A 25,092-nucleotide genomic window follows, 5' to 3' on the forward strand; every position below is an offset into this window, starting at 1 on the left:
CATGCGTTGTGGGCTGTGTGTGCAGCGCCGCGGGGCAGGAATGGTCCTGGTCCGCCGGCAGTGTTGGACTCCTTACGGAACGATGGGACCAGGCGGGCAGCGCAGGCAGCTGGCCGGTTCGTCGTGACTGCATATGCTCGATCGCATCGAAAAAGGCCTGGTGGCAATCAACCGCTGGGTGCTGATTATTTTGTTGCTGGCCATGGCCATCATCATTTTCTCCAACGTGGTGCTGCGCTACACCACGGGTGACTCCATTGTCTGGGCCGAAGAAGTGGCCCGCCACATGATGATCTGGGTGGCCTTCCTGGGCGCAGGCCTGGCGCTGCGTTTTGGTGGCCATGTGGCCATCGACAATCTGCACCGCTCGGTCAGCACACGCACGGCACAGCTGCTGCGCGCGCTGGTGCTGCTCTGCCTGGCGCTGTTCTTCATCTTCATGACCATCTCCTCCAGCGACTACGTCTGGCGCACGCGCTTTCAGAGCACGGCCGCCACGGACATCCCGATCTCCTTTATCTACGCGGCCATGCCGGTGGGCTTTGTGCTGATGCTGGTGCATCTGCTGTTCATTGCACGCGGCTATATCGCCGACGGTTCCTACAAGGAATCCAACGAGATCGACGGCGAAGCCGCCGGCTCGCTGTAAACAGGGCTGAGAGAAAGAAAACACACCATGGCTTTGACCCTGTTTGTTTGTATCGTGCTGCTGATGGTGCTGGGCGTGCCCGTCGCCTTTGCACTGGCTATTTCTTCCGCGGTCGCCATCTTTGTGGGCGGCAAGTACCCCCAGCTGGTGGTGTTCAAGGAAATGTTCACCGGCATCGACAGCTTTCCGCTGATGGCGGTGCCGTTCTTCATCTTCGCGGCCGAGCTGATGTCCGGCGGTGCGCTCACCCATGTGCTGCTGCGCTTTGCTGCGCAGTTTGTCGGCCATCTGCGTGGCGGTCTGGGCTATGCCAATGTGGGCTCGTCCATGCTGTTCTCGGGCATCTCCGGCTCGGCCCTGGCCGATGCGGCCGGTCCTGGCGCGATGATGGTCAAGATGATGCAAAAGGCCGGCTACGACCGCCCTTATGCGGCAGCCTTGTCGGCCAACGCCGCCATCATGGGGCCCATCATCCCGCCGTCGATCAGCATGATTATCTACGCGCTGCAGGATGAGAACGTGTCGGTGGGCGGGCTGTTCATTGCCGGCTTCATTCCCGGCCTGCTGATCGCTGCCGCTCTGTGCGTGGTGAACTGGTATGTCAGCAAGAAGCGCGACTACCGCTCCACCGATGCACGCCCCTCGGGCCGCGAAATGCTGGTCAACACCATCAAGGCGCTGCCGGCGCTGGGCCTGGTGGTGCTGATCATCGTGGGCATTCGTTTTGGCATCTTCACCCCCACCGAAGCGTCGGTGGTGGCCGTGGTCTATGCCTTCGTCTGCGGCAAGTGGGTCTACCGCACGCTGCGCTGGGATGCGATTCCGGCGCTGACCTCGCGCTCGGCGCTGCTCACCGCTTCGGTGCTGCTGGTGATGGCGGCGTCCCAGCCATTCGCCTGGATTCTGACGGTGGAGGGCATTCCACAGTACCTGTCCGAGCTGATCATCAGCTGGGAGCTGTCGCCCATCATGTTCCTGATTGCGGTGAATGTGCTGCTGCTGCTGTTCGGCATCTTCATGGAGCCGCTGCCGGGCATCATGATTCTGGTGCCCATCCTGGCGCCCATTGCCAATGCCCTGGGCATTGATCCCATCCAGTTTGCGATGGTGGTGGTGGTCAATCTGACGCTGGGCATGATCACGCCACCGGTCGGTGGCCTGCTGTTCGTGACCTGTGTGGCCACCAAGACCACGCTGAGCGAGCTGAACAAGGAGCTGCCGCTGTTCCTGCTGGCGCAGTTTGTGGTGCTGATGCTGCTGACCTTCATTCCGGCACTGTCCACCTGGCTGCCGCACACGCTGGGCTTCTGAGCGCCGCCATCTGATAAAGCCCGCGATGTCGTTCGCGGGCTTTATTTATTTTGGGAATGAAAATTTTCTCTTTTATTTCCTGTGGTACTATACGTCTGTCGGGAACAGGTCAGCGCCACGAAGCAGGTGTTGATCCCCGACGCGAAATACCGCGAGGTGGAGCAGTCTGGTAGCTCGTCGGGCTCATAACCCGAAGGTCGTTGGTTCAAATCCAGCCTTCGCAACCAAAGACAAAGCCCTGGTCAGCAATGACCGGGGCTTTTGTTTTTCTGCACTGCATGGCAGCTCTGCCACGCAGTTGTCACACCGCAGTGGCAGGATGCATGGTGTTGGGAACCGGTGAAGCCGTTGGAACACTGCTTTGCCCCTGGCGCTAATTTCGAAGCTTGCGAAGCCCCGGCCTGCACCGCCGGGGCTTTTTTGTATGGAAAGTTAAACGAGCCCTTGCCTGACGGCAGCACGCTGGGGCAGACGATGGCCATTGCGTGGCATCCGCTGAAGACTGGAGGCAGCCAGGGCATTGGCGCCCTGGCACATGTTTCCAAGGAGAGGCAGATGAATACCAGCAAAGCAGACCACTTCGCACACACGCCGACCGACCCCGATCTGCGCGAGCAGGCGCAGCCCGGGCACGGCGTTCCTTCGCAAGACCCCGAGGACGCGGCCCAGGTGGGCCTGACGCCGGAGGAGGCCGCGCGGGAAACCAAATCCTCCTGGGTCGGCGGCGGGGTGATTGCCGGAGTGGCCGCAGGCGCGGCAACGGGCGCTGCCGTGGGTGGGCCGGTCGGGGTGGTGGTGGGCAGTGCCGTCGGTGCGGTGGCCGGGGCCCTGGGGGGATCGGCTGCGGACGCGGCGGTCAAGCCCGATCAGGCCCAGGCAGGCACGGGCACAGAGGACCGGCAGGGCACGAAGTGATCCCTCTGCGGCGGGCTGATCACGGGGCATTCGGCCAGGACGGGCCGCAGACATCCGGCTCGCTGCAAACCGTGCAGCCAGGCAACCAGAGCGGTCCTAGAAAAGGGCTAGGGGTTACTTGGTGGGGATCTTGCTTCCCAGTGGCTTTCCGTCCGTACCGCGGGCGTCCGTATCCTTGAGGCCGCGCTTCAGATCCTGGTGTGCCTGCTTCATTTCCGGGGGCGCTTTGCCATCCGTCATGTCCACCGACTGGTCGCGCTCATGCGGCAGCTTGGCGGCGGCTCCCGGGTCGGAAGGCTGCTGCTTGCGTGTGGTGTTGATCGTGGGTTCCGCGGGGGTGCCCTGGGGGGCTTTGGGTTGAGGTGTCATGTGTCACTCCTGTATCGGATCAGTGTGGATGGACACCGCAGCAGGGTGTGTAGGCCAGTTGCCTGCTTCTGAATTGTGTGGAAATGCATGTGGGGGCTTGTCTCACAGACAGGGGGCGCTGGGCGGCCTATGTTGGGGAGGTCTCGCACACGGTGTGCAGACACCAGACACCTGCCCACAGCAGGTGCCCATAAAGGAACCCACGATGACGGAAGCAAAAACGACCAAGTTGGCCCTGGATCAAAAGCGCCTGGACGCTGCCAAGCGCAGCCTGGACAAAGGCGCGGTGGTGCCGGACTTCAGTCCCTACCGTGAAGACATCATCAAGCTGCTGAACGATGCGCTGGCCACGGAATGGGTGTGCATCCTGCGTTACAAGCGCCACCATTTCACGGCTTCGGGCCTGGAGTCTCCCGCCATAGCCGAGGAATTTCTGGTGCACGCCAATGAGGAGCAGGCCCACGCCGACCGCATTGCCACACGCATCGTGCAACTGGGTGGCGAGCCCAACCTGGACCCCGACACCCTGACCCAGCGCAGCCATGCCGACTACAACGCGGATCTGGATCTGCACGCCATGATCCGCGCCAATCTGGTGGCCGAGCGCGTGGCCATCGAGGCCTATACCCAGATGGTCGACTTGATCGGCGACAAGGACCACACCACACGCCGCATGATCGAACAGATTCTGGAACAGGAGCAGGAGCATGCCGACGAACTTTCGGACTGGATGAAAAAGGCCCGATAAGCCGCGCCAGGCGATCCGTCCACCGTGCTGCGCTGGCTCACCCGTCTGTGCCGACGGGCGCGGATCGGGTGATTTTTGTGCGCAAGGCCTTCAGAATCGCTCCAGGCTGCCGATAACAGGCAGAGAGGCCGCATGGTTGCAGCCTGTAGCAAGGAGCGAAACTGGCTGTGAGCACTATTTCTGCAATCCGAACCGGCGTGTTGGCGGGTGACGTCAACCAGGGTGTGACGGTTTCGCCCAGCACTGCGGCAGTGAAAAGCGTGGCCGTTAGCACCACACCGGCGCGCTCTACGGTGGTGAGCGTGGATACGCGCGTCGCCTCGGACGTCACCTATGCCAAGTCGGCCTCCCTGTCCCAGAACCGGCAGGCATGGTCCAACCCGGTACAGGACGATGTGAGTGCCATCATGGTCCGCAACAGTGCGCGCCGCCAGTCCGATGGCCTGGCAGCGCAGTGGCGCGGGCTCGGCAGTGCCGTGCTCAGCCAGTTTGCGGCCACCGGCACGGCCTACCGGCAGACGCTGGTGAACTACGACGCCGCGGGCATGGGCACCGGATCTGCGAAAGAGCTGGATCAGGCGGCGCTGGACAGTTTCAGCAGCACGGTGGCAAAGGCCAGCCTCACGGTTCAGACGCGCTCGGGCACGACGGTGGAGCTCACGCTGGCTGTGGACCGGGGCGGCGTTCTGGGCCGCAATGGCTTGCAGGTGGAGATCAAGGCTTCCGGTTCGCTGAGCAGTGCGGAAAAGCGGGCGCTGGCCCAGCTGGCGCAGGGCTTTGACAAGGCGCTGGAAGGCTTGGGGCAGGCCGACCAGCCCCGCATGGACATTGCGGACCTGGCCAATTTCGACCGGAACGTGCTCAAAAGCGTGGACCTTTCGGTCAAGAACCCGGGCGAGGGCGAGCTGCTTTCTTCCTTCGACCTGCACCTGGGCGCAGACCGCAATGCGATTGCCTATGCCGGCGCGCTGGGCAAGGTTGACGTGGATGTGGACGCACAGATGCCGCTGGGACGGACGGACGACAAGCAGCGGCAAGCGTCCGTCACCGAACTGCTGCGCCAAGTGGATGCCGCAGCGCAGCGCAGCCATGCAGACAGCCGTCTGGTGACGCTGTTCAAGGACGCATTCAGCCAGTTGCACAGCGCAACAGGCGCCACGGGCGCACGGATTGCGGCATTGTCTGGCAACCCGCTGTCGGGCCGTATCGATCCAATGCTCAGCGGCCTGGCGGATTTCAACGCCAGCTTCAGCGGCGCCTTCGAGCGCACGGGGCGCTTCGGGGCCGTGGTGGAAACAGGCACGGCCTCCTACCAGCTCAGCCAGGAGACGACCCTGGTGCCCAGTGCCCAGGCCGATACCTGGAAACTCGACCAAAAGCAAAGTGAGAGCCTGGTGGCCCAGTATGTGAAGTCGCGCGGCGACGTCATGCTGGACATGAGTTCCGGGAACTACGATGTCTTTACCGTGAACGACAGCACGGAGAAACGGACCACGGTCTCCGTGGTGGAGGGGCGGGTGAGCGATGCCCAGCGGACCACCGAGCAGAACCTGCTGCAGACCATGAAGAAGCTGGTCAACTTCAAGGTGGAAGAAGAGCAGGAAACCCCGGTGAACCGCAGCCAGCTGGAAATCCTGCAGCCCACCGCCTGAAGCCGCCGGGCGCAGCGTGCCTGCTGCGCGCAGCGCCAAAGGGAACCCGAAGAAGCCTGCCTGGCCGTTGCCCGGTGGGCTTTTTTGCATTGTCTGGTGTGGCCCGGCAGGGCGTGTGGTGCCAGGGCGGTCCAGCCGTGTCGGCCTGTCGCCCCTACGTTGGGCGCCCAAAGCTTGGCGCGTGAAGTCGCCCGCCACACAATTTCGCCATGACCTCCCTCGCTCTTGCGGCGTTCATCGCCCAGGCCACCAGCCGCAGCCGCCAGCAGCCGGATGCTGCCGACTGCGTGCTGGCCCTTGCCCCGCTGATGCTGGACCTGATCGATCAGGCCGGCTCCTTTCTGGAGCCGCAGCACTACCGCAGCAATGCCGCGGGCTACACCCGCAACCTCATCTTTGACGCGCCGGATGCCAGCCTCTCGCTGTATGCCATTGTCTGGTTGCCAGGCCAGTGGACCCCGGTGCACGACCATGGCAGCTGGGGCGTGGTCGGCGTGGTCGAGGGCGTGCTGGAGGAGCGCAGCTATGTGCGGCTGTCACCGGATCGCGGGGCGAATGCCGGAATCGAACTGGCACGCGGCGGCACGGTGCTGCTGCGGCATGGGGCGGTCACCAGCTTTGTGCCCAATCCGGATCACATCCATGTGACGGGCGTGCCCGCAGAGCGCTCACGTGCCGTCAGCCTGCACCTGTACGGCAGGACCATGAGCAACTTCAACATCTACGATGTGGCCGCCCGCACCCGCCAGCGGATCGAGGTCGTGCACAACGAAAGCTGAGCGAGGCAGCCTGGGGCGGTTGCCGGCTGTCCGCAACCGCTGCAGAGCCCGCCCCCTGGCAGCTTGGTATCGGTCTGCATGCAGGCCATGCATGTCCCGTCAGGCCAGCAGCGCCGCCACCTTGCGGGCCGTTGCCTTGGCCGACTGCGGGTTCTGGCCCGTCACGATGCGACCGTCCACGACCACCTTGGGGATGAATGGCAACCAAGCCTTCTCGTAGTGGGCGCCCCGGCGTTTCATTTCGGCTTCGGCGTTGTAGGGTAGCTGCCTGGCCACCCCGGCCAACACTTCTTCGGCCCATGAAAAGCCGGTGATGTGCTTGCCCTGCACCAGCAACGTGCCGTCCGACAGGCGCGTGTTCAACAGGCCGCAGTATCCGTGGCATACCGATGCCACCACGCCGCCCACTTCATAGATGCCGCGGGTCAGGGCTTGCAGCTGCTCGTCGTCCGGGTAGTCCCACATCACCGCATGGCCTCCGGTGAAATAGATGGCATCAAAATCGGCGGGGTCGAGGTGGCCGGGCGACACGGTATGCGCCAGCAGGTTCATGGCGGCGGGATCGTTCAGCCAGCGTCGGGCCGATGTGTCGGCATGGGGCCATCGCAGCGATCTAGGCTCCAAAGGCGATGCGCCGCCCTGAGGACTCACAATGCTTTGTGCATGGCCTTGTGCAGCGAAGAGGTCGTAGGCATGGGTCAGCTCCGAAAGCCACAGTCCCGTGGGTGTGGCGGAATTCGCATAGCGGTCCACATTGCTCACCACGTGCACGATGCGACGGGTCATGGCTTGCCCCCTTCCGTCACTGTGCGCGGCCGCGGGATGCCGTATGGATCTGCGCCAGCCCCTGGCGGTAGCGGGTCACTTCAAACGCCGGAAAGCGCCGCTTGAACTTGGAGGAGTCGAACAGATTGTCCTGCCCGTAGCGGGGCAGCAGCTCACGCAGCTCACGCACCTGCCTGGAAACAAGACCGGCGGCGGCAAGCATCCATGGGTGGAGCACCTGGTGGGGCAGGGGGCGTTCCCAGACCTCGGATGCCAGTGCGATGAATTGCCGGTAGGTCAGGCGGTCATCATCGCAGGGCAGGTGCCAGGTCTGGCCGAATGCATCCGGCGTGTTGCCCAGGGCCGCCAGCGCGCGGCTGGCATCCGGTGTCCAGATGAGTGTGCGCAGGGTGTCGTCGCGTACCGGCACGCGCGGCTTCTGGCCGGCCAGAATGCGATCGAGGATCAGGGTATTGGTGATGCTCTGGGTTTTGCCAGGACCGTAGAACTCGGGCGCCCGGCCGATGAGGGCCGGGATGTCTCCGCGCGCCATTTCTTCCAGCACCATGCTGGCCATGGCCGCGCGCACCTGGCCTTTGCGGCCCACGGGGGCAAAAGGTGCTTCCTCGGTCAGCGGGCGGCTGTCCTGCGGGTACATATAGGTGTTGTCGAAGTAGACAAACCGTGCGCCTGCTGCCCGCGTGGCATCCAGCGCGTTGCGCAGCATCACTGGAAACTGCGCCTCCCACAGGGCTGTATCCGGCGGCAGGCCGGCCGTGAAGTACACCGTGTGGCTGCCGTGGACGGCCCGGGCCGTTTGCGCGGCATCCAGCAGGTTGGCGGCCACCAGGGTATCGCTGTCGTGGATCTTCCGCGGCTGGCGGCTCACCAGTCGCAGGTCGGTGGTGTAGGTGCGGTGGAGTTCACGGGCCAGTTCCACGGCAATCTGGCCGGTGGCGCCCAAAATGGTGTGCATGAGACAGGTTCCTGCAGCGGTGGACAATGCATTCACTCTAACGTTAAAGTTAACTTTAATGTCAAGGTGAAAACTGGACCTCCCATGAAGATCGGCGAACTTGCTGCACGCACGGGCCTCGCGGCTTCGCGCATCCGTTTTTACGAGAAAAGCGGTCTGCTTCCCCCCGCTGAACGGCAGGAAAATGGGTACCGCGCATACGGTCCCCAGGCCCTGTGGATGCTGGAGATCATTGCCATGGCCCAAAACGCCGGTTTCACGCTGGATGAAATCCGCAGCCTGCTGCCGGATTCGCAGGCCGTGTGGCAGCACCAGGCCCTGCTGGAAAGCTTGCAACGCAAGGTGGCAGAGATTGAAAAGCTGCAGCAGCGCCTGGCGCAGAACCGGTCGCAGTTGCTGGCAGCCATTGCCACCTTGCACAGCCGTCCCGAAGATCTGGCCTGTGCGCAGCGCCCGCAATGGGTGCTGGAACAGTTGCGTGACCCGCGGTCTGCGACCGCCTGCTGAACACGCGCAGCCGACGGTTCCCGGGGCCTTATTTTCTTGGCCACGGCGGCCATGCCTGAACCGGGTAGAGCCGGGCAGAACCACGCCCATCGCGGCCCATGTGCAGACCTGGCAGCCCATCTCCACGCCAGAAAACAAAGCCCGCGCGGCGTGGGCCGGGCGGGCAGAGCACAGGGGGAATCTATTTGGGAATATGCTGGATATTCTTGGAATATCTGTCGAGGTGCTCCAGCAGGCGTTCGTACAGCTCGTCGGTGGCCATGGAGTTCAGCAGCTCGGTTTTGGCTTCTTCTGCATGGTGTTCGAACCGCTCCAGCAGGCCACTGCGTTGCATGGGCTCCAGCGTTTCGATGACGGAGAACAAAAGCGCTTCCTGCGCCAGGAGCTGGCTTTTCATTTTTCTCAGCTCAGTGGGCTGGTTTCCAAGGAAATCCATATGTCTCCGTTTTCTTTTCAGCGTGGATTATGAGCCTCCAAATACGCATGCATTGGCGTTCGGAGAAATAAATCAGCACCCGGCTACTCCCTTAGACTTACGCCATGGCCAACATCTACGATGCAATGGTCGCCGCGCTGCGCGAGCACTGGGATGCCCATGCAGGTGCATCGCCGCGACGGTTCGAACTGACACAGAAGGCGTTCAATGCGTTGACGGATGCCCGCAAGGCGGTGATGTCGGTCGGCAGCTACTGCCCCCCACCGGGCTGGGAAGCGGTTTTCCACGGCATTCCGGTGTCGGTGGTGGAGGGCGCCGACTGCCATGTGGTGGACACAAATGGCCAGCGCACCTCCCTGGGTATTGCGCCGCTGTACTGGGATGCGGATGGCCGGCAGGACCGCCGTCACACGCCCAAAAGCCAAGGTTCCTGAACCGGGTCCGACCAGGCTGGCGCCACGCGCTGCGGCGCGATTCTGCTTGTTTGATAGCGCCAAACAATTGGAATCAAATTGTCAATAAAAATTTTTCGTAGTGTCAATTACACTCTTTGACACTGCTGCAGCGGATCATTTCTTGCTCAGTGAAATCGCCCAGATCTTGCCCGGGTAGCACGTTCAGCCTGTCTGGCGGGCGCCCGGGGAACAAGTTGGTGGCCGGAGGGAGGTGCTGCATGAATGATGTTTCCGCATGGGGTCAGAGTGATGCTGTCTACAAAACACTGTTGGAATCCACTAAGGCCATACCGTGGAAGATTGACTGGGCGACCAAGAAATTTGCCTATATAGGTCCCCAGATTGAGCCTTTGCTGGGCTGGCCCCAGGACAGCTGGCAGACGGTAGAGGACTGGGTCATGCGCATGCACCCGGATGACCGGGATTACGTGGTGAATTTCTGCGTGTCGCAATCCCAGGCCGGCATTGACCATGAGGCTGATTACCGGGCACTGACGGCCGAAAACGGCTATGTCTGGATCCGGGATGTGGTGCATGTGATGCGCTTTCCGGATGGTAGCCCCGAGGCCCTGGTCGGGTTCATGTTCGACATCACCGAGCGCAAGAAAACCGAGGAAAAGCTCCTGGTCCTGCAGCGTGAGCTGGAAGCGCTTTCGTTCAAGGATGGGCTGACCGGCATTGCCAACCGGCGCCGGTTCGATGCGTGCTTTGCCATGGAATGGGACCGTGCACTCAGCGACGGCGCACCGCTGTCCGTGCTCTTGTTCGACATCGACTGCTTCAAGCAGTACAACGACGAGTATGGGCATATCCAGGGGGACAAATGCCTGGTGGATATCGCCAGCACCCTGAGCCTGGCCGTCGACGGCCCCCATGACCTGGTGGCCCGCTATGGCGGAGAGGAGTTCGTCATCCTGCTGCCACGCACCGATGCCGCGACGGCGCTGAAAGTGGCCAACCGCTGCCAGCGGCTGATCCAGAAGCGGTCGATTCCGCACGCACAGTCTCCGATCCGGGAGCATGTGACGGTCAGCATTGGTGCGGGCACCATCACGCCGGATGCAGACGTCGAGCCTTCGGCGTTTCTGGACGATGTGGACAAGCAGCTGTACGCCGCCAAGAAAAGCGGAAAAAACCGCATTGTGGCCATGCACAACGCCCCCAGTCTGGCCCCCAGTCCGCTGGACGCCAAATAGACGCCAAATAGCTTCCGTAGCGTGGGATCTTTGCGGCGGAGGTGGTTGCGGCCGCGCCAGCCCGCCAGCCCTCTAGCAGGGTTGGCCAGGGCAGCGTGCCAGCGCCGCTGCTGACACCGCTTTCCATGCCGTGGCTTCGCCGGGCATGCCCAGGGAGCCGTAGCCGTGTGTATGCAGCGTGCAGCAGCGCCCCAGCGGTTGCCGGGGTGACGCCTGCAGCACGCAGCGGCGCTCAACCGGTCAGAAGGTGTTCACGCGGTAGCTGCAGCCCACCAGCACCTTGCCGGGGTGGGTGACCACGGTGGACACCTCATGGCTGATGACCGTGTTGATGGTGCTGCTGCCCACTTTTTCCTGGGTGTGGTGGGCCACGCGCATGGCCATGTATTTGAAGCTGTCATCGCGCAGGGCCTCTTCGATGCCGAGCTTGTGGGCCACTTCCTGCGGCTTCACATTGTCCAGCACCGCCATCAGCGCGCCGGAAGCCAGCGCCACGCGCTGCGTGCGGTAGCCCAGTACCTTCACCGGTGCGGCCAGGTCGTACTCGTGCATGAAGGGGTTGGATTCATCCGGAATGCGTGTAAGCCCCAGCGCGGCAGCCCCTTCGCCCTCAGCACCCAGGGCCATGGCGTATTCGTTGTAGGTGGGCACGTCGTACCTGCAGGCCAGCATGGTGGCCACATCCACCTTCTGGGGATCGGACTGCCGCTGCTGGCGCTCTGCGGCGCCAGCCACCAGGGCAGCACCCGCTGCCATCACCACCACTGAATGCACCGCCGTCGAAAAGCCAAATCGCATCACTTCACTCTTTGCCAAAACGGTCATCCTACTTCAGCGGTGCGGCGCTTCTGGAGTCGCTTTTTGACGTGGATCACCGGGCCAGATGCCAGTGCAGGCCACCCAGGCCGAATGTTCTGGCGACACAACGGAGTGGCTTTCTGGCCCCATTGGCATGGGTAATGGGGATATCTCATGCAAGGCAGGCACAAAAAAATCCCCAGCAATGCCGGGGGAAGTCCTCTCATTCACGTGTGAGAGGAGGGAGATTTGATGCTCTCATTATGGGAGCGGCTGCCTGCTATTGCCCCACGCCCTCGGATAAATGGCGTGCACGCTGGACAAAAGGCGCATACCCTTCACACAGGTAAAGCAATGCGGGTGGGAGCAGGAGCAGCCATGGGTTGCTGGATAAATACCAGCCACTTCATCCATCAGGCTGCCGGGCTTGCGGCATAACCCGACTTGTCTCGTGCCAGAAGGTGCGTGCGTGCGGGCCGCCAGCAGGCGGCGGTTTTTCTGCATCTCCCCCAAACCATATTGGCCCAGGTTTTTCCCGCAGCACCGGCATAAAAAGGCCCGCATGCAGCGGGCTCATTGGGGCGGGTGCGCATTCACTCAGATGGCATATGCGGCACGGTCTTTGCCCTTGATCCAGACGGGTTCCCGGCCACGACCAGTCCAGGTGGCGCCGGTGGCCGGATCCCGGTACTTGGGCGCCACCGTCGCGCGCGCGCCTGCAGTGCGGGCGCCCGTAGTGTTCTTTTTGCCAAACACATCGTCGACATTTAGACCATATTGATCGACCAGCGCGCGTGCCTGCGCCACAGCCTGGGACTTTTCACGGTGCTGGGCCTCGGCGATCAGGGCGTCCAGTTCGGATTTCTGTTGAAGCAGACTTTGGTAGGTACTCATGGTGCAGATCCCTTCAGTGTGATGGTGCAGTGGCCGTTGATGGACTGCGGATATGGCGTTTACGAAGGTTTTACCCCGGGTACCAATACCTGGTAATCAGTGCCCGTTGATTGATTATCAATGGTATGGAGATATTTTTGATTGCTGGAATGTAAATCAATTTATATGGTGGCCATTTTCTACCCCAGCGCATTCATATTGCGTGCTGATCAGGTGTGGGTTGCCTGCACAGATCCAGGGGCAGGGCCGCCACGGGCTGTACACCGTTTTACCGTTTTGGGCCAATGTGGCGGAGGGCGGCGACAGGGCGTTAGGATGCAGTGCCCTACTGTGGAGCAAGCATGGAAAAGTACCGGTTCAATGTGTTTGGCGACATCCTGGCCATAGAGCGCCATGGCCCGGCCTGGCGCTGTTTTGCCATCGGGGGTGATGGAAAGCGTGGCCCGGTGGATCTGGCTATTCCGCCGGAGGTCAGCCATGCCGAGCTGCCCCAGTACCTCTACGACATCTACCACGAGCAGGCGGTGATGTCGGATGCGGAAATCTTCGAGATCCGCTGAGCCGCTCCTGCGCACCGCCGCCCCAGTCGCCCCAATCGCTCATATCTGCAGCGCCGGTCTGCGCGCCATTGGAGGCATGGGGGCGCTGTTTTCGAATGGTGCCAGCCTGCAGTTGTACAGGGCTTAGTTTTCAGGCTGTACCCAGTCGATGCTAAACCGCCCGGTTTTGAATATCTTGATGTCGACGGCCTTCCATTGCTGTGAATTTTCAGGAAGGGTGACGCTGAGCTTTTCTAGCAACATCGCAGGAATCAGGGGTCTACATGGCTCCAGCCTGTTTGTCACACCGCCGGCACTCACGCGGTGGGTCACCGACACTTGGTTGAGGCCTTTGTCATCCTTTCCATTGCGGGCGTAATGCACAGAAAGTTCATCCCAATTGCCTGGTGCATTTTCCACCAGGCAAGAGGCCAGGACCTGCACGATGTCCTTTTCGGCGTCGGCCCAGGCAGGGCTTGTAAAGCCCATGGCAATCAAGGCAGGCAACAGAAGTTTCTTCATCTGGTTTTCAGAAGCTATTGGGTTTATGGTGAGCTGCAAAGCAGCAAGGGATCTGGGTTTCACTGACTGTAAAAGAGGCAGAGCTATTTGCAGTGAAGGTCTGCTTTAGCGTTGCAAACGCGATTCTCAATATGTCGTTACTCAGTCAGGCGTGGTTCGCTAATTTCCCGTTGCAGGCCGCTGTGATGGCTGCGCGAACACACAGCCTGTGCCCGCCACGGTGACGTCCGCCTGGGGCGGAATTGGATTAGCGCACGATCAGGACCGGCATCTTGGCCAGGCGCAAGACCTTGCAGGCCACGGAGCCCAGCAGCACGGCTTCGGCGGCCGTCCACCCGTGGGAGCCGATGCAGATGCCCAGGCTGTCCAGTGATTCGGCCAGTTCCACGATGGCGGCGGCATCCTCTCCCATCATCACATGCAGTTGCCAGGGCGTGGCGGATGCTTGCAGCAACTGGCGCGCCTGGGCGGTGGCGGCCCAGCCGCGCCGTGCCAGTTCGCACTCTGCGGCTTCCTTGCTCAGCCAGGGCTGGACGTTCACCAGATCCAGCACATCCCCTTGCCCCATCGCCACCAGGTGCGCGGCGGCGGTCACCGCGCGCAGAGAACATGCGGAACCGTCCACGGCTACCAGCCAGCGCGTGCTGGTGGTGACGGCGCGGGTCTGGCCGCCGAACCAGGCCAGGGATGTCAGCCTGCCCAGGTTGTCGCGCCGCTCCAGATCCGGTGCTGGCATACAGGACGGGACAGAGGCCGAGATGGTGGCCGGTGTGGCTGCATCGCTCATACAACCCCCTTGGACGGTTTGCGGGCGGAGAGCTTCACGCTGAGCCACACGGAGACCAGCACGATCAATCCCACAATGGCCAGCGACCAGTGCGCCGGCATATGGAACCACGGCATGGCCAGCATCTTGCCCCCGATGTAGATCAGCACCAGGGCCAGACCGTACTTCAGCAGGTAGAAGCGTTCCGCCATGTCCGCCAGCAGAAAGTACAAGGCCCTCAACCCCAGTATCGCGAAGATGTTGGAGGTAAAGACAATGAAGGGGTCGGTGGTCACCGCAAAGATGGCCGGGATGCTGTCGACGGCAAAGACCAGATCGCTGGCCTCGATCATCAGCAGCACCAGGAACATGGGTGTTGCATGGCGCACCCCGTCGATGTGCACAAAGAACGCCTGGCCGTGAAAGCCCGGAGCCACCCGCATGTGGCTGCGCAGCCAGCGCAGCAGGGGGTTCTGTTCCAGGTCGGGCTGTTGCCCGTGCATGAACAGCATCTTGCCCCCGGTGATAACCAGCAGCAGCCCGAACAGATAGAGCACCCAGGCAAACTCGGACACCAGCCAGATGCCTCCCAGAATCATGATGGCGCGCATGGCGATGGCGCCCACCACGCCGTACAGCAGCACCCGGCGCTGCAGCTCCGCCGGGACGGCGAAGTAGGTGAAGATCATCACGAACACGAACATGTTGTCGACCGACAGCGCCTGTTCGATCAGGTAGCCGGTAAAGAACTCCAGCGCCTTGCGGTTGGCGATGTCGCGGCCGGCCGTGGCATCCAGATACCACCACAGCAGAACGCCGAATGTGGTGGCCAGCGTCATCCAGGTGACGGTCCAGCCTGCGGCCTCCCGCACCGACACCTTGTGTGCCTTGTTGCCGCCCAGAACGAACAGATCCAGGGCCAGCATGGCGCACACAAAGGTGATGAAGCCGATCCACATCGGGCCGGTGGCCAGGGTGTCGATGGTGTGCATGCCAAGGCTCCAGGCGGGGTGTGCCGTTTATGCGGTGTATTTCGTCAGGGCCGCTTTGGCCGGGATGCCCGGGCGGGCACATGGCGGGGCCGCCCCGGCCGCAGGCGCGGACCGGGTCAGCTGGAGGCCATCCACAAGGCGACCAGGCCCGCGCCGGCGCCAACGCCTGCGGGAATGCCAAAGCGCTCCATTTTGGTGGCAGCTTCCCCCGCAATCACCTCCACGGGCACGCTGGTGCGCGCCAGCACTTGGTTGGTCACCGAGTTTTCGACCAGCCGCACCAGCGCGCTCTTGCGCGCCGTGCTCATCACAATGCCGTCACAGCCCAGCCGGCGCGCGGTGTCGACAATGCAGTCCACGGTGTTGCCGACTTCCGTGTGCACGGTGTAGGGAATGGCCGCCGCATCCAGCAGCTGCCGGGTGCCGGCCAGCGCGGATGCGGCCTGCTCCTGGTGGAACTCCATCAGGTCGCCCTTGCTGGCGTAATCGGTGAAAAGCTGCGGAAAGGGTGGCTGCACGTTCAGCAGGTGGATGTCCAGACCGGGCTGCGTCTGGTACTGCTGGATCACATGGCGCACGGCGTAGTGCGCATTGGCGGAGCCATCGGACGGGACAAGAACTTTCAGCATGGTCTTTCTCCTGGCAGTTGCACGGTGTGTGCCACAGCGGATGGCGGTGCATGCCTGCGCCATGGCCGCATGGGTCCTGGGATCGCAGCGGGTGGGGCGGGCCGCTGCCCGGCATGCCTCCCAGGTATCCCTCCCCGTTCTTCCCCTTGGTGTTTCCCTGCATGCGATGCCCCAACGATAGCCATGCAGCCGGTTTGTAGAAGCAGATAATCAGGAAGCCACAGCTCTGAAAAACCGAACCATGGGTCCAGGCTTCAGTTACCGGCACCTCTACTATTTCTGGGTAGTCGCCAAGGAAGGCGGCATGGCCCGTGCTGCGGAACGCCTGGGCATGGCGGTGCAGACCGTCAGCACCCAGGTGCGCGAGCTGGAACGGTCCCTGGGCTATGCCCTGCTCAAGCCCGCCGGGCGGGGGCTGGTGCTGACGGATGCGGGGCTGGCCGCGATGCGGCAGGCCGAGCAGATCTTTCAGTTGGGCGAGCAACTGCCTGCGGTGGTGCACGATGCCGTGGGTACGCCGACGGTGCGCCTGGTGGTAGGCATTGCCGACGAACTGCCCAAGCTGGCGGTGCGCAGCCTGATGCAGCCCGCGATGCAGGAACCCCATCTGCGGCTGCTGTGCCTGGTGGACGAGTTTGCGGATCTGCTGGGGGACCTGGCGCTGCACCGGCTGGATGTGGTGTTGGCAGACCGCGCTGCCCCGCCCAACCCCAATCTAAAGGTCTACAGCCACCTGCTGTGCGCGTCACCCATCTCTTGGTATGCGCCGGCCTCGCTCTACGCCGCAGCCCGGCGGGGCTTTCCGCAGTCGCTGGCCAAGGTGCCGGTGCTGCTGCCCACCACCCACGCCGCGGTGCGCGCCAGGCTGGACCAGTGGTTTGAGCGCGAAGGCATACAGCCCCATGTGACCGGAGAGTTCGAGGACAGCGCCTTGCTCAAGACCTTTGGCGCGGCGGGCATGGGCGTCTTTCCCATGGCAAGCCTGGTGCACGACGAACTGACCACCCGCTACGGCGTGAAGCGCCTGGGCGATTGCGCGGGGGTGGAGGAGCAGTTCTTTGCCATCGGCGCCAGCCGCAAGCTGCTGCACCCGCTGGTGCAGAAGCTGTTTCCTACTGGCGGCTAGCTCGGTCTTGCCAGAGGCTCAAACCACTGACCCTGACACCCTGCACCGCGTTGCTCAGTGCGCAGTGGGCGTGCTCCAGCCCAGTTCCATGGCCTGCGCCATCAGGGCAGAGCCTGCGCGCAGCGGCTCTGGCTCTCCCACCGGGGCAAAACCGTGTGATCTGTATAACTGCATGGCCGGGGAGTCCGCTACCGTTACCCCCAGCCGGACACGCTGTGTCCCACGGCTTTTTGCCCAGGCCAGTGCCTGGCTCAGTAGGGCCCGGCCTGCCCCCAGGCCACGGGCAGTCGGCGCCACCCACATCTGGTAGATGTCGGCCACGCCGGGCTCTGCGGCGGACAGCTTGCACCAGACCAGGCCACACACCGTCTCACCATGGACGGCAAAAAGTGCGCGGTCCGTATCGCTTGCGGCTGCCGCTGCCATCCGTGCGGACCAGTGCTCATCCGCCTGCGTTGCTTCCGCCGCCCAGGTGCTGCCAAAGGCATCGGGGGCGTCCTGCAGCGCTTGCAGACGAATATCCCGGTACTTCGGCCATTCATGCGGGGCGATGGGGCGAACGGAAATCAAGGTGCATCCTTGGCTGCTGGTGGTCGGCAGCCATTCTCACATCTCGTTGCAGCGGGTTCAAACGGCAGGGGGCGAAAGTCGGGAAGCTTTGTATCCGGCTACCTCAAAACGTGCATTGATGGGAGCAATGACTGCAAAGCAGCGGGTGCCGCCATCCGCGGTCGAAAGCCGGGATCACGGTCTGGGACATGAAGCCGACATCGGTACGCCTGTTGCAGCGCCGAGAACGATGACCGCTGACCAGGGTGAAGCAGTCATTCAGCCGGTCTGGCCGGTACTCGGCGCACCAACCCCCTAGGAATGTCTGTTGCCCGTGCGGCCGAAATGGCGCTCTCGGCCAGAAGCGGAATTTCGAACTACTTTTTTCACTCTAAGTGAGATAGTTCCTCTTCAATATCCCTTTGCAACTGGCGCGGTGAAACGATTACCCCCTGCATTGTTGGCGTTGGGAATACTGCCGCAAGCATGCCGTCCTTTTCCATACCGGGAAGCCAACGACTCAAGAAATGGTGAATCTCAATGCTCGCTGGGGAATTTCCTGCCCACTCGCTACCTGCGCAAGCAGTTGCATAATCGGGATGTGGCCAAAAAGGGGACACAAGATTTCCACTGTTGTCTGAGGCTGTCACCCATCCATCTTCATTTCTCAGTCCCCACACAAATTCCCAGTCGGATACTCGACCGATGAAATGTCGATAACGCTGATGACTAGCAAGTGCCGATATAGCTTGGTACTGTTGCCGATTGAGTGAATAAGACTTTTCCATATGGGAATTGGCGCTGGATTAGTGAGGCATTCTGTCACCAAGTTACAGCCGGAGGTCTAGTCGTTCTAGAAATGATGAATTGACGGTAGCACCGATGCGTAGGACTGCTGTGGGTCGATCAAGGTCATCGGAGAGTGTTGGCCGACCGGCCGGAGGGCATCCCTTATAGTGCCGCCGATGACGAATCGACTGCAAGACGAAGTACTCCGACTGTTCCCGCCGCCGCTGCCGGACGGGAGCGTGCGGGCGCTTTGCATCGAGCTGGCCGGCCCGGCCGACTGGAGTTCGCTCGGGGCGCTGTGGCGCGGCGTTCAGGCCGAGCTGGACCTGCCGGCGCCGGGCATTGCCATCAATGGACGCCACGGCTATCAGCTGTGGTTCTCTACGGCCGTGCCAGTTGCTGCGACCGAGGCCGAGTCCTTCGCCGCGGCGCTACGCCGGCGCTGGCTGGCTCAAGCGGCCCCGCAACGCGTCCGCGTGCTGACGGCCAATCTCGAGGTCATCCTGCCACCGCAGCAGGTGGCCGTCGAGCAATGGGCCGCCTTCGTGGCCCCAGACCTCGCCCCGGTGTTCGAGGACACGCCCTGGCTCGATGTGGAGCCCGGCGCGGAAGGACAGGCGGATCTGCTGGCCCGGCAGCAGACGATCCTGCTCGATGCCTGGCAGGAGGCGATGCGACGGCTCGGCGCGGCGCCTGTACCCGCGCAGCCCGGCGCGCCTGCTGTGACAACCGCACCGCTCGTCAGCCAAGAGAGCGATCCGCACGCCTTCCTGCTGCGTGTGATGAATGATCCGCATGTGGATATGTCGCTGCGCATCGAGGCTGCCAAGGCGTTGCTCTCAAATTGAAATGTGCCTCTGGGGGCGATGCTCCAGAACCCGCCGGAGCAGTTTCCAGCCCGACTGACCAGTAATTCGCCCGCGCACCACCAGCCACTGATCGCCGTGCACCCGCTCTCGGAAGCAAACCAGTCATAGGAGCAGCCAGCCGTCGAATGCCCGGTGACAGCCTCCGCAGTCGTTCAGCGGGTCACCCGCGTCTGACTCAGACCAGCCTAAGCCCGCCGCTAGCGCGGATGCTTTAGACAGCTGCAGGCAGGCAACTGTTTTCCGCTGATGCATGCCCGCCCATACCCATAATCACGGCATGACTGCAATACGAATGTCCCGGCCAAATGACGGCGCGCGCGCCGTGGAAATTTGGCGTGATGCTGTGGATGCGACCCATGACTTTTTGACCCGCGAAGACCGGGTGGCGCTGGATGCCATGGTCTGCGGTTTTCTGCTCAGCGCCCCGCTGTGGCTGGCGGTGGACGGGAACGACCGGCCGCTGGCGTTCATGCTGATCGACAACGGCCACATGGAAGCGTTGTTTGTGGACCCTGCGGTCAGAGGCCAAGGCATTGGCGCAGCGCTGGTGCGCCACGGGCTGGCGTTGCACGCAGGCATGACCACCGACGTCAACGAGCAGAACGCTCAGGCGATAGGCTTTTACGAAAGCATGGGTTTTCAGCGCACAGGCCGTTCTGCGCTGGATGGGCAAGGGCGTCCTTACCCGCTGATCCATCTGCAACACGGTACGCCGGGGGCTGAAGGGCGGTAAGGGCCGCCAGGGGGCGGGCGGCGCTGCTGCCCCTTTGTCTCACCAACAGACTCTGCATTCAGACGCGCCGAGAGCACGCATCGACCGGGTGGCTCGCCATGGGGTGATCCGCTGTTTGCCTGCTTTCCACGTAGCAGGCAGCCCTGGCAAAGAAACCTCTGAGACGGTCAGCCGGGCCTGCCTCCCGAGAAGCGCTCTGCATCCTCTGTATCACTTGTCAGCAAAGACAAACACCGGTTCGTAGGTGATGGGGAAGTTCACCGAGCGGGCGATGAAGCAGACTTCGTGAATGCGGCCATGGATAGCGCGGGCCACTTCCACATTGCTGCCGGTTTGCAGCGTGATCTTTGGATGCAGCGTGGCACTGGCAAACCTGCCGGCACCGCCTGGGCCCAGCTCTGCGATCCCCACCGGCGTGTCCTGGTAGTCCAGCACCACCACCCCGTCCACGGCGGCATAGTGCAGGTACCACAGCATGTGGCAGGCGGCCAGCGCAGACAGCAGCAGATCTTCGGGATTCATCTTGGCGGGATCGCCACCCAGCAAGGGGTCGTTGGAGCAATGGATGACCGGCTTGCCCTCGACCGCGATGTCCCAGGTGCGGTCATAGGAGCGGTAGCCGACGGTGCCTTCTCCACGGTTGCCGGTCCACACAATGTGCGATTGGTATTTGTGCGTCATGGTTTTGTCTTGCTGCTGAATGGGGCTTATTTTGCCTATGCTGCAAGACGGTTCCCGAAGGTCCGCCGCCCTGTGCTGCCACGGTCTGCATGGTGGCCTGTGGCGGCGGAGGGGTGAGCCAATGAGAGGTGAGACCACGCTGTCCCTGCATGGCTCGCCTGCTCGCCAACTGCCGGCCACCGTCACACCAGCACCGCTGCTGACGCCGCCTGTGCGGCCAACCGGGGATCGGAGCGCAGGCTGCGGGCGGCGGCCACCATGTGCTGCAGTGCCGGAATCACTTCGGCCCACTGGCGCGTTTTCAGCCCGCAATCGGGGTTGACCCACAGGCGCTCGGCGGGGATGCGCTCTGCCGCCTTGTGCATCAGGCTGACGATGTGCTGCTGGGTGGGGATGTTGGGCGAGTGGATGTCGTACACCCCGGGGCCGATCTCGTTGGGGTACTGGAAGTGTTCAAAAGCGTCCAGCAGTTCCATGTCCGAGCGCGAAGTCTCGATGGTGATCACGTCCGCATCCATGTCCGCAATCGAGGCCATGATGTCGTTGAACTCCGAATAGCACATGTGGGTGTGGATCTGGGTGGTATCCGCCACGCCATTGGCCGTGATGCGGAAGGACTCCACCGCCCAGTGCAGATAGTGCTGCCACTGGGATTTGCGCAGCGGCAGGCCTTCGCGCAGCGCGGCCTCGTCGATCTGGATGATCTGTACGCCGGCGCGCTCCAGGTCCAGCACTTCCTCGCGGATGGCCAGGGCCAGCTGGTAGCAGGAATCGGCGCGGGGCTGGTCGTCCCGGACAAAGGACCAGTTCAGGATGGTGACCGGGCCGGTCAGCATGCCTTTCATGGGGCGGGCGGTGAGCGACTGGGCATAGCGTATCCATTCCACCGTCATGGCGCGGGGGCGGCTGATGTCGCCAAACAGAATGGGCGGCTTGACGCAGCGCGAGCCATAGGACTGCACCCAGCCGAACTGACTGAAGGCATAGCCGTCAAGCTGTTCGCCAAAGTATTCGACCATGTCGTTGCGTTCGGCCTCGCCGTGCACCAGCACGTCCAGACCCAGGGCTTCCTGTTCGCGGACGCTGCGCTCGATCTCGGCGCGCATGGCCGCCTGGTAGCTGGCGCTGTCCAGCCGCCCGGCCTTGAAGGCGCTGCGGGCCTGGCGGATTTCTGCCGTCTGCGGGAAGGAGCCGATGGTGGTGGTGGGGAAGGCCGGCAGCTTGAGCAGCGCCGCCTGCTTGGCGGCACGCACGCTGTAGGCGCTTTGGCGCTGGCCCACTTGGGCGGTGATGCGGGCCACGGCGGCACGCACGGCCGGGTTGTGCACGCGCGGCGAGGCACGGCGTGTGGCCAGTGCGGCGGCGTTGTCTGCCAGCTCGGCGCTGACGGCGGCGCGGCCTTGCGTGAGCGCCTGGCCCAGCACACGCAATTCGTCCAGCTTCTGTAGCGCATAGGCCAGCCAGGATTTGACGTCGGCATCCAGCTTGTGCTCGCTGTTCAGGTCCACGGGCACATGCAGCAGGGAACAGCTGGGGGCGATCCATAGGCGTTCGCCCAGGCGTTCGGCCAGCGGTTCCAGCCAGTCCAGTACGGACGCCAGATCCGTCTTCCAGATGTTGCGGCCATTGATCACGCCCAGCGACAGCACCTTGTGCGGGGGCAGCAGGCCCAGCAGTTGCTGCACATCGTCGCGGCCGGTGGTGACATCGATGTGCAGGCCGGCCACGGGCAGGTTGGCGGCCAGGTATTTGTTGTCGGCCAGCTCGCCAAAATAGGTGGCCAGCAGAATCTTGAGGCGGCTGGCCTTCAGGTGGTGGTAGGCCAGGTTGAAGGCGTGCTGCCAGTCGGCGTCCAGCTCGGTCACAAGCACCGGCTCGTCGATCTGCACCCATTGCACGCCCTGTGCGGCCAGCGTTTCCAGCAGTTCGGCATAGACGGGCAGCAGGCGCTGCAGCAGATCCAGCTTGTTGCTGTTGTCCTTGGCCTTGCCGATGGACAGGTAGGTGATGGGGCCGATGATGACGGGCTTGGCGTTCACGTTCTGTGCCCGGGCTTCGGCCAGCTGCTCCAGCAGGCGCGAGGCGTCCAGCTGAAAGGTGGTGGCGGCCGTGAACTCCGGCACGATGTAGTGGTAGTTGGTGTCGAACCACTTGGTCATTTCTCCGGCGGCCACACCGCCGCAGCACAGGGCATGCGCTTCGGTGCCCTGGGCGGAACGGCCCCGGGCCACGCGGAAGTAGTTGTCCAGCGGGTCGCCATGGAAGTCCTGCACCCGCTCGGGCAGGTTGCCCAGGGTGAAGCTCATGTCCAGCACCTGGTCGTAGAAGGCGAAGTCGCCCACGGGGACCAGGTCCAGGCCTTGCTGGCTGGCCCAGTGGCGTGCGCGCAGTTCGGCGCCCAGCTGTTTCAGTGCATCGCGAGAGGATTCGCCTTTCCAGTAGGACTCCAGCGCGAACTTGAGTTCACGCTGGGCGCCGATGCGCGGAAAGCCAAGGTTGTGGATGGTGGTCATGGAATGCTGCTCCTGTCGTCAAGCGTTGTGCGTTCAAGCAATGGGGGCGAATGCTAGAGATCGATATCCATGAAGTAAAATGGTTAAATCTCACATATCCATGAGTTGTATTCATTCATGCTGGAGCGCATCCATCTCGCCATCCTCCAAGAGGTTGAAAAACAAGGCTCTTTGACCGCGGCGGCCGATGTGCTGTGCGTCACGCAGTCGGCGCTGAGCCACAGCATGAAAAAGCTCGAAGGCCAGCTGGGCACCGATATCTGGCTGCGCGAAGGCCGCAGCCTGCGGCTGACGCAGGCCGGGCAGTACCTGCTGGCCGTGGCCAATCGCGTGCTGCCGCAGCTGGATCTGGCCGAAGCCCGGCTCAAGCAGTTCGCCCAGGGAGAGCGGGGGGCGCTGCGCATCGGTATGGAATGCCACCCCTGCTACCAGTGGCTGCTGAAGATCGCCTCGCCCTATCTGGCGGCCTGGCCCGATGTGGAAGTGGACGTGAAACAGAAGTTCCAGTTTGGCGGCATTGGCGCGCTGTTCGGCTACGAGATCGACCTGCTGGTCACGCCGGACCCGCTGTACAAGCCGGGCCTGGAGTTTGTGCCGGTGTTCGATTACGAACAGGTGCTGGTGGTCTCCAGCCAGCACCCGCTGGCGCAGGCGGACTATGTGCTGCCCCGGCAGCTGAGCAGCGAGGTGCTGATCACCTACCCGGTGGCCACCGACCGGCTGGACATCTACAACCAGTTTCTGCTGCCCGCAGGCATTGCGCCGCGCCGGCACAAGACCATCGAGACCACCGACATCATGCTGCAGATGGTGGCCAGCGGCCGGGGCGTGGCGGCGCTGCCGCGCTGGCTGGCGCTGGAATACGCCGGCAAGATGCCGGTGGTGCCTGTGCGCCTGGGCAAGAAAGGCATTGCCAAGCAGATCCACCTGGGCGCACGCGAGGTGGACATGGACATCGACTACCTGCAGGCCTTTATTGCGCTGGCGCGCGAGCCGTTCAGCGCGGCCTGAGTGTTCGCAGTGCCTTACTGGTACTTCTGCTCCAGCCCGTCCCAGAAGTCCTTGTTCACCAGACGCTGGCGTTCCAGGAAGGGGGCGACGATGGCGGGGTCTTCATCCACCTGGTGCGCATCGCGCAGCACGGTCAGGCATTTCTGCATGCCGGCCACGGCGCCCTGCAGGGCGGCGTTGGCGTAGAGCACAAAGCCAAAACCCATCTGGCCCAGCGCATCGGCGTTGAACAGCGGTGTCTTGCCGCCGATGACCATGTTCATCAGCTGCGGGGCGTGCAGGCGCTGGGGCAGGGCGCGCACTTCTTCGGCACGGGTGACGGCTTCGACGAACAGGATGTCGGCGCCGGCTTCCTCAAACGCCTGGGCGCGTTCGATGGCAGCTTCAAAGCCGTGCACGGCTGCGGCGTCGGTGCGGGCCATGATGAGGGTGCCGCTGTCGCGGCGGGCGTCGACGGCGGCCTTGATCTTGCCCAGCATCTCGCTGGTCTCGATCACCTGCTTGCCGTTGAAGTGGCCGCAGCGCTTGGGCGAGACCTGGTCTTCCAGCTGGATGCAGTCGGCCCCGGCACGCTCCAGGGTGCGCACGGCGTGGTAGGTGTTGACGGCATTGCCAAAGCCGGTATCGGCGTCCACCAGCAGCGGCACTTCCACTGCGTCGCGGATGCGGGCAGTGTGGTCGGCAATGTCGCTCAGGCCCATGAAGCCCTGGTCGGGCATGCCGAACCACATATTGGTGACGCCAGCGCCCGTGACGTAAATGGCTTCAAAGCCCAGGTCGGCAATGAGCCGCGCTGACAGGGCATTGAAGGCGCCGGGCACCAGGACGCCACGGCGGGCCTGGGCCAGGGCTGCGAGTTGTTGCTTGGGATTCATGTGTATATAGGTTTCGGTGGTTGCTTCGGCACCTGCTTTGGCGCGCGT

General features: G+C 63.0%; 29 protein-coding genes and 1 tRNA gene. 15 read left to right on the top strand and 15 right to left on the bottom strand.

Features of this window, described 5'->3' with window-relative positions; translation table 11 throughout:
- Positions 1-133 precede the first annotated feature (133 nt).
- The 4 genes from KW830_RS17935 to KW830_RS17950 all read left to right on the top strand — a co-directional run bounded on the left by KW830_RS17935 (position 134) and on the right by KW830_RS17950 (position 2,875).
- Entirely contained in the window at positions 134-649 is a 516-nt protein-coding gene (locus tag KW830_RS17935; protein ID WP_218333915.1) for a TRAP transporter small permease, read from the top strand.
- A 27-nt stretch (positions 650-676) separates the two neighbouring features.
- Positions 677-1,960 carry a TRAP transporter large permease gene (locus KW830_RS17940; protein WP_218333916.1) on the top strand — a complete coding sequence of 428 codons (1,284 nt, stop codon included), beginning with the start codon at positions 677-679 and terminating at the stop codon, positions 1,958-1,960.
- A 150-nt stretch (positions 1,961-2,110) separates the two neighbouring features.
- A tRNA-Met gene (locus tag KW830_RS17945) sits at positions 2,111-2,187 on the top strand.
- Positions 2,188-2,515: 328 nt separating this feature from the next.
- Entirely contained in the window at positions 2,516-2,875 is a 360-nt protein-coding gene (locus KW830_RS17950; RefSeq protein WP_218333917.1) for a hypothetical protein, read from the top strand.
- A 114-nt stretch (positions 2,876-2,989) separates the two neighbouring features.
- On the opposite strand, the gene KW830_RS17955 is transcribed toward KW830_RS17950, so the two are convergent.
- A complete protein-coding gene (locus KW830_RS17955; protein ID WP_218333918.1) occupies positions 2,990-3,244 on the bottom strand; it encodes a hypothetical protein in 255 nt (84 codons plus the stop codon).
- A gap of 205 nt (positions 3,245-3,449) precedes the next feature.
- On the opposite strand from KW830_RS17955, the gene KW830_RS17960 reads away from it, so the two are divergent.
- The 3 genes from KW830_RS17960 to KW830_RS17970 all read left to right on the top strand — a co-directional run bounded on the left by KW830_RS17960 (position 3,450) and on the right by KW830_RS17970 (position 6,423).
- Positions 3,450-3,992, top strand: a complete 543-nt coding sequence (locus KW830_RS17960) for a ferritin-like domain-containing protein (RefSeq protein WP_218333919.1) — start codon at positions 3,450-3,452, stop codon at positions 3,990-3,992.
- A gap of 167 nt (positions 3,993-4,159) precedes the next feature.
- Positions 4,160-5,644: a hypothetical protein gene (locus KW830_RS17965; protein ID WP_218333920.1), complete on the top strand. Its 1,485-nt coding sequence runs from the start codon at positions 4,160-4,162 to the stop codon at positions 5,642-5,644.
- Positions 5,645-5,853: 209 nt separating this feature from the next.
- Positions 5,854-6,423, top strand: a complete 570-nt coding sequence (locus tag KW830_RS17970; RefSeq protein WP_218333921.1) for a cysteine dioxygenase — start codon at positions 5,854-5,856, stop codon at positions 6,421-6,423.
- A 99-nt stretch (positions 6,424-6,522) separates the two neighbouring features.
- Here KW830_RS17970 and KW830_RS17975 read toward each other — a convergent pair whose 3' ends face one another.
- Positions 6,523-7,209 (bottom strand): type 1 glutamine amidotransferase domain-containing protein, encoded by a 687-nt coding sequence (locus KW830_RS17975; protein ID WP_218333922.1) that lies wholly within the window; start codon positions 7,207-7,209, stop codon positions 6,523-6,525.
- Between the two features lie 16 nt (positions 7,210-7,225).
- Complete coding sequence (locus tag KW830_RS17980) at positions 7,226-8,164, bottom strand: NAD-dependent epimerase/dehydratase family protein (protein WP_218333923.1); 939 nt, start codon at positions 8,162-8,164, stop codon at positions 7,226-7,228.
- Positions 8,165-8,248: 84 nt separating this feature from the next.
- Here KW830_RS17980 and KW830_RS17985 point away from each other — a divergent pair, with 84 nt between their 5' ends.
- Complete coding sequence (locus KW830_RS17985) at positions 8,249-8,671, top strand: MerR family transcriptional regulator (protein ID WP_218333924.1); 423 nt, start codon at positions 8,249-8,251, stop codon at positions 8,669-8,671.
- A gap of 181 nt (positions 8,672-8,852) precedes the next feature.
- On the opposite strand, the gene KW830_RS17990 is transcribed toward KW830_RS17985, so the two are convergent.
- Positions 8,853-9,068: a hypothetical protein gene (locus tag KW830_RS17990; protein WP_255578817.1), complete on the bottom strand. Its 216-nt coding sequence runs from the start codon at positions 9,066-9,068 to the stop codon at positions 8,853-8,855.
- Positions 9,069-9,211: 143 nt separating this feature from the next.
- Between KW830_RS17990 and KW830_RS17995 the strand changes: the two genes are divergently transcribed.
- Both KW830_RS17995 and KW830_RS18000 read left to right on the top strand, forming a co-directional pair.
- Positions 9,212-9,541, top strand: coding sequence for a hypothetical protein (locus tag KW830_RS17995; protein WP_218333926.1), 330 nt, complete (start codon positions 9,212-9,214; stop codon positions 9,539-9,541).
- A gap of 239 nt (positions 9,542-9,780) precedes the next feature.
- On the top strand, positions 9,781-10,758 hold the full coding sequence (locus tag KW830_RS18000) for a sensor domain-containing diguanylate cyclase (protein WP_218333927.1): 978 nt from the start codon (positions 9,781-9,783) through the stop codon (positions 10,756-10,758).
- 240 nt (positions 10,759-10,998) lie between these two features.
- On the opposite strand, the gene KW830_RS18005 is transcribed toward KW830_RS18000, so the two are convergent.
- A complete protein-coding gene (locus tag KW830_RS18005) occupies positions 10,999-11,556 on the bottom strand; it encodes a hypothetical protein (RefSeq protein WP_218333928.1) in 558 nt (185 codons plus the stop codon).
- 597 nt (positions 11,557-12,153) lie between these two features.
- Positions 12,154-12,450 (bottom strand): H-NS family nucleoid-associated regulatory protein, encoded by a 297-nt coding sequence (locus tag KW830_RS18010; protein WP_218333929.1) that lies wholly within the window; start codon positions 12,448-12,450, stop codon positions 12,154-12,156.
- Between the two features lie 341 nt (positions 12,451-12,791).
- On the opposite strand from KW830_RS18010, the gene KW830_RS18015 reads away from it, so the two are divergent.
- Positions 12,792-13,010, top strand: coding sequence for a hypothetical protein (locus KW830_RS18015; protein ID WP_218333930.1), 219 nt, complete (start codon positions 12,792-12,794; stop codon positions 13,008-13,010).
- A 123-nt stretch (positions 13,011-13,133) separates the two neighbouring features.
- Here the strand turns inward: KW830_RS18015 and KW830_RS18020 are convergent, their stop codons facing one another.
- From KW830_RS18020 to KW830_RS18035, 4 genes are all read right to left on the bottom strand, one after another.
- Positions 13,134-13,511, bottom strand: coding sequence for a hypothetical protein (locus KW830_RS18020; RefSeq protein ID WP_218333931.1), 378 nt, complete (start codon positions 13,509-13,511; stop codon positions 13,134-13,136).
- A gap of 247 nt (positions 13,512-13,758) precedes the next feature.
- Entirely contained in the window at positions 13,759-14,298 is a 540-nt protein-coding gene (locus tag KW830_RS18025; protein WP_218333932.1) for a universal stress protein, read from the bottom strand.
- Positions 14,295-15,269 (bottom strand): TerC family protein, encoded by a 975-nt coding sequence (locus tag KW830_RS18030; RefSeq protein WP_192333017.1) that lies wholly within the window; start codon positions 15,267-15,269, stop codon positions 14,295-14,297. Before KW830_RS18030 ends, KW830_RS18025 begins: the two co-directional genes overlap by 4 nt.
- A gap of 116 nt (positions 15,270-15,385) precedes the next feature.
- Positions 15,386-15,898 (bottom strand): universal stress protein, encoded by a 513-nt coding sequence (locus KW830_RS18035; protein ID WP_218333933.1) that lies wholly within the window; start codon positions 15,896-15,898, stop codon positions 15,386-15,388.
- Positions 15,899-16,139: 241 nt separating this feature from the next.
- On the opposite strand from KW830_RS18035, the gene KW830_RS18040 reads away from it, so the two are divergent.
- Positions 16,140-17,024 carry a LysR family transcriptional regulator gene (locus tag KW830_RS18040; protein WP_218333934.1) on the top strand — a complete coding sequence of 295 codons (885 nt, stop codon included), beginning with the start codon at positions 16,140-16,142 and terminating at the stop codon, positions 17,022-17,024.
- Between the two features lie 54 nt (positions 17,025-17,078).
- Here KW830_RS18040 and KW830_RS18045 read toward each other — a convergent pair whose 3' ends face one another.
- Positions 17,079-17,594 carry an N-acetyltransferase gene (locus tag KW830_RS18045; protein ID WP_218333935.1) on the bottom strand — a complete coding sequence of 172 codons (516 nt, stop codon included), beginning with the start codon at positions 17,592-17,594 and terminating at the stop codon, positions 17,079-17,081.
- Between the two features lie 365 nt (positions 17,595-17,959).
- Positions 17,960-18,361 carry a DUF2750 domain-containing protein gene (locus KW830_RS18050; RefSeq protein WP_218333936.1) on the bottom strand — a complete coding sequence of 134 codons (402 nt, stop codon included), beginning with the start codon at positions 18,359-18,361 and terminating at the stop codon, positions 17,960-17,962.
- Between the two features lie 177 nt (positions 18,362-18,538).
- On the opposite strand from KW830_RS18050, the gene KW830_RS18055 reads away from it, so the two are divergent.
- Entirely contained in the window at positions 18,539-19,210 is a 672-nt protein-coding gene (locus KW830_RS18055; RefSeq protein WP_066535255.1) for a hypothetical protein, read from the top strand.
- A 298-nt stretch (positions 19,211-19,508) separates the two neighbouring features.
- Positions 19,509-19,964: an acetyltransferase gene (locus tag KW830_RS18060; RefSeq protein ID WP_218333937.1), complete on the top strand. Its 456-nt coding sequence runs from the start codon at positions 19,509-19,511 to the stop codon at positions 19,962-19,964.
- A gap of 210 nt (positions 19,965-20,174) precedes the next feature.
- Here KW830_RS18060 and KW830_RS18065 read toward each other — a convergent pair whose 3' ends face one another.
- On the bottom strand, positions 20,175-20,645 hold the full coding sequence (locus tag KW830_RS18065) for an OsmC family protein (RefSeq protein WP_218333938.1): 471 nt from the start codon (positions 20,643-20,645) through the stop codon (positions 20,175-20,177).
- 182 nt (positions 20,646-20,827) lie between these two features.
- A complete protein-coding gene (metE, locus tag KW830_RS18070) occupies positions 20,828-23,158 on the bottom strand; it encodes a 5-methyltetrahydropteroyltriglutamate--homocysteine S-methyltransferase (protein ID WP_218333939.1) in 2,331 nt (776 codons plus the stop codon).
- 117 nt (positions 23,159-23,275) lie between these two features.
- On the opposite strand from metE, the gene KW830_RS18075 reads away from it, so the two are divergent.
- On the top strand, positions 23,276-24,169 hold the full coding sequence (locus KW830_RS18075) for a LysR family transcriptional regulator (protein WP_218333940.1): 894 nt from the start codon (positions 23,276-23,278) through the stop codon (positions 24,167-24,169).
- A gap of 14 nt (positions 24,170-24,183) precedes the next feature.
- Here KW830_RS18075 and KW830_RS18080 read toward each other — a convergent pair whose 3' ends face one another.
- Positions 24,184-25,044 carry an oxaloacetate decarboxylase gene (locus tag KW830_RS18080; RefSeq protein WP_218333941.1) on the bottom strand — a complete coding sequence of 287 codons (861 nt, stop codon included), beginning with the start codon at positions 25,042-25,044 and terminating at the stop codon, positions 24,184-24,186.
- Positions 25,045-25,092: the final 48 nt, after the last annotated feature.

This window comes from Comamonas sp. CMM03 (genome assembly GCF_019218715.1).
Taxonomy (GTDB): domain Bacteria; phylum Pseudomonadota; class Gammaproteobacteria; order Burkholderiales; family Burkholderiaceae_C; genus Comamonas; species Comamonas terrigena.

What these genes read in the sequence shown, in the direction of transcription:
- KW830_RS18030 (WP_192333017.1), bottom strand. Translation starts at nt 15,269, where the DNA reads ATGCACACCATCGACACCCTGGCCACCGGCCCGATGTGGATCGGCTTC.
- KW830_RS18025 (WP_218333932.1), bottom strand. Translation starts at nt 14,298, where the DNA reads ATGAGCGATGCAGCCACACCGGCCACCATCTCGGCCTCTGTCCCGTCC.
- KW830_RS18055 (WP_066535255.1), top strand. Translation starts at nt 18,539, where the DNA reads ATGACGAATCGACTGCAAGACGAAGTACTCCGACTGTTCCCGCCGCCG.
- KW830_RS17940 (WP_218333916.1), top strand. Translation starts at nt 677, where the DNA reads ATGGCTTTGACCCTGTTTGTTTGTATCGTGCTGCTGATGGTGCTGGGC.
- KW830_RS17975 (WP_218333922.1), bottom strand. Translation starts at nt 7,209, where the DNA reads ATGACCCGTCGCATCGTGCACGTGGTGAGCAATGTGGACCGCTATGCG.
- KW830_RS17995 (WP_218333926.1), top strand. Translation starts at nt 9,212, where the DNA reads ATGGCCAACATCTACGATGCAATGGTCGCCGCGCTGCGCGAGCACTGG.
- metE (WP_218333939.1), bottom strand. Translation starts at nt 23,158, where the DNA reads ATGACCACCATCCACAACCTTGGCTTTCCGCGCATCGGCGCCCAGCGT.
- KW830_RS17985 (WP_218333924.1), top strand. Translation starts at nt 8,249, where the DNA reads ATGAAGATCGGCGAACTTGCTGCACGCACGGGCCTCGCGGCTTCGCGC.
- KW830_RS18060 (WP_218333937.1), top strand. Translation starts at nt 19,509, where the DNA reads ATGACTGCAATACGAATGTCCCGGCCAAATGACGGCGCGCGCGCCGTG.
- KW830_RS17960 (WP_218333919.1), top strand. Translation starts at nt 3,450, where the DNA reads ATGACGGAAGCAAAAACGACCAAGTTGGCCCTGGATCAAAAGCGCCTG.
- KW830_RS18065 (WP_218333938.1), bottom strand. Translation starts at nt 20,645, where the DNA reads ATGACGCACAAATACCAATCGCACATTGTGTGGACCGGCAACCGTGGA.
- KW830_RS18050 (WP_218333936.1), bottom strand. Translation starts at nt 18,361, where the DNA reads ATGGAAAAGTCTTATTCACTCAATCGGCAACAGTACCAAGCTATATCG.
- KW830_RS18035 (WP_218333933.1), bottom strand. Translation starts at nt 15,898, where the DNA reads ATGCTGAAAGTTCTTGTCCCGTCCGATGGCTCCGCCAATGCGCACTAC.
- KW830_RS18010 (WP_218333929.1), bottom strand. Translation starts at nt 12,450, where the DNA reads ATGAGTACCTACCAAAGTCTGCTTCAACAGAAATCCGAACTGGACGCC.
- KW830_RS18000 (WP_218333927.1), top strand. Translation starts at nt 9,781, where the DNA reads ATGAATGATGTTTCCGCATGGGGTCAGAGTGATGCTGTCTACAAAACA.
- KW830_RS18005 (WP_218333928.1), bottom strand. Translation starts at nt 11,556, where the DNA reads ATGCGATTTGGCTTTTCGACGGCGGTGCATTCAGTGGTGGTGATGGCA.
- KW830_RS18080 (WP_218333941.1), bottom strand. Translation starts at nt 25,044, where the DNA reads ATGAATCCCAAGCAACAACTCGCAGCCCTGGCCCAGGCCCGCCGTGGC.
- KW830_RS17935 (WP_218333915.1), top strand. Translation starts at nt 134, where the DNA reads ATGCTCGATCGCATCGAAAAAGGCCTGGTGGCAATCAACCGCTGGGTG.
- KW830_RS18075 (WP_218333940.1), top strand. Translation starts at nt 23,276, where the DNA reads ATGCTGGAGCGCATCCATCTCGCCATCCTCCAAGAGGTTGAAAAACAA.
- KW830_RS18015 (WP_218333930.1), top strand. Translation starts at nt 12,792, where the DNA reads ATGGAAAAGTACCGGTTCAATGTGTTTGGCGACATCCTGGCCATAGAG.
- KW830_RS18020 (WP_218333931.1), bottom strand. Translation starts at nt 13,511, where the DNA reads ATGAAGAAACTTCTGTTGCCTGCCTTGATTGCCATGGGCTTTACAAGC.
- KW830_RS18040 (WP_218333934.1), top strand. Translation starts at nt 16,140, where the DNA reads ATGGGTCCAGGCTTCAGTTACCGGCACCTCTACTATTTCTGGGTAGTC.
- KW830_RS17990 (WP_255578817.1), bottom strand. Translation starts at nt 9,068, where the DNA reads ATGAAAAGCCAGCTCCTGGCGCAGGAAGCGCTTTTGTTCTCCGTCATC.
- KW830_RS17950 (WP_218333917.1), top strand. Translation starts at nt 2,516, where the DNA reads ATGAATACCAGCAAAGCAGACCACTTCGCACACACGCCGACCGACCCC.
- KW830_RS17955 (WP_218333918.1), bottom strand. Translation starts at nt 3,244, where the DNA reads ATGACACCTCAACCCAAAGCCCCCCAGGGCACCCCCGCGGAACCCACG.
- KW830_RS17970 (WP_218333921.1), top strand. Translation starts at nt 5,854, where the DNA reads ATGACCTCCCTCGCTCTTGCGGCGTTCATCGCCCAGGCCACCAGCCGC.
- KW830_RS17980 (WP_218333923.1), bottom strand. Translation starts at nt 8,164, where the DNA reads ATGCACACCATTTTGGGCGCCACCGGCCAGATTGCCGTGGAACTGGCC.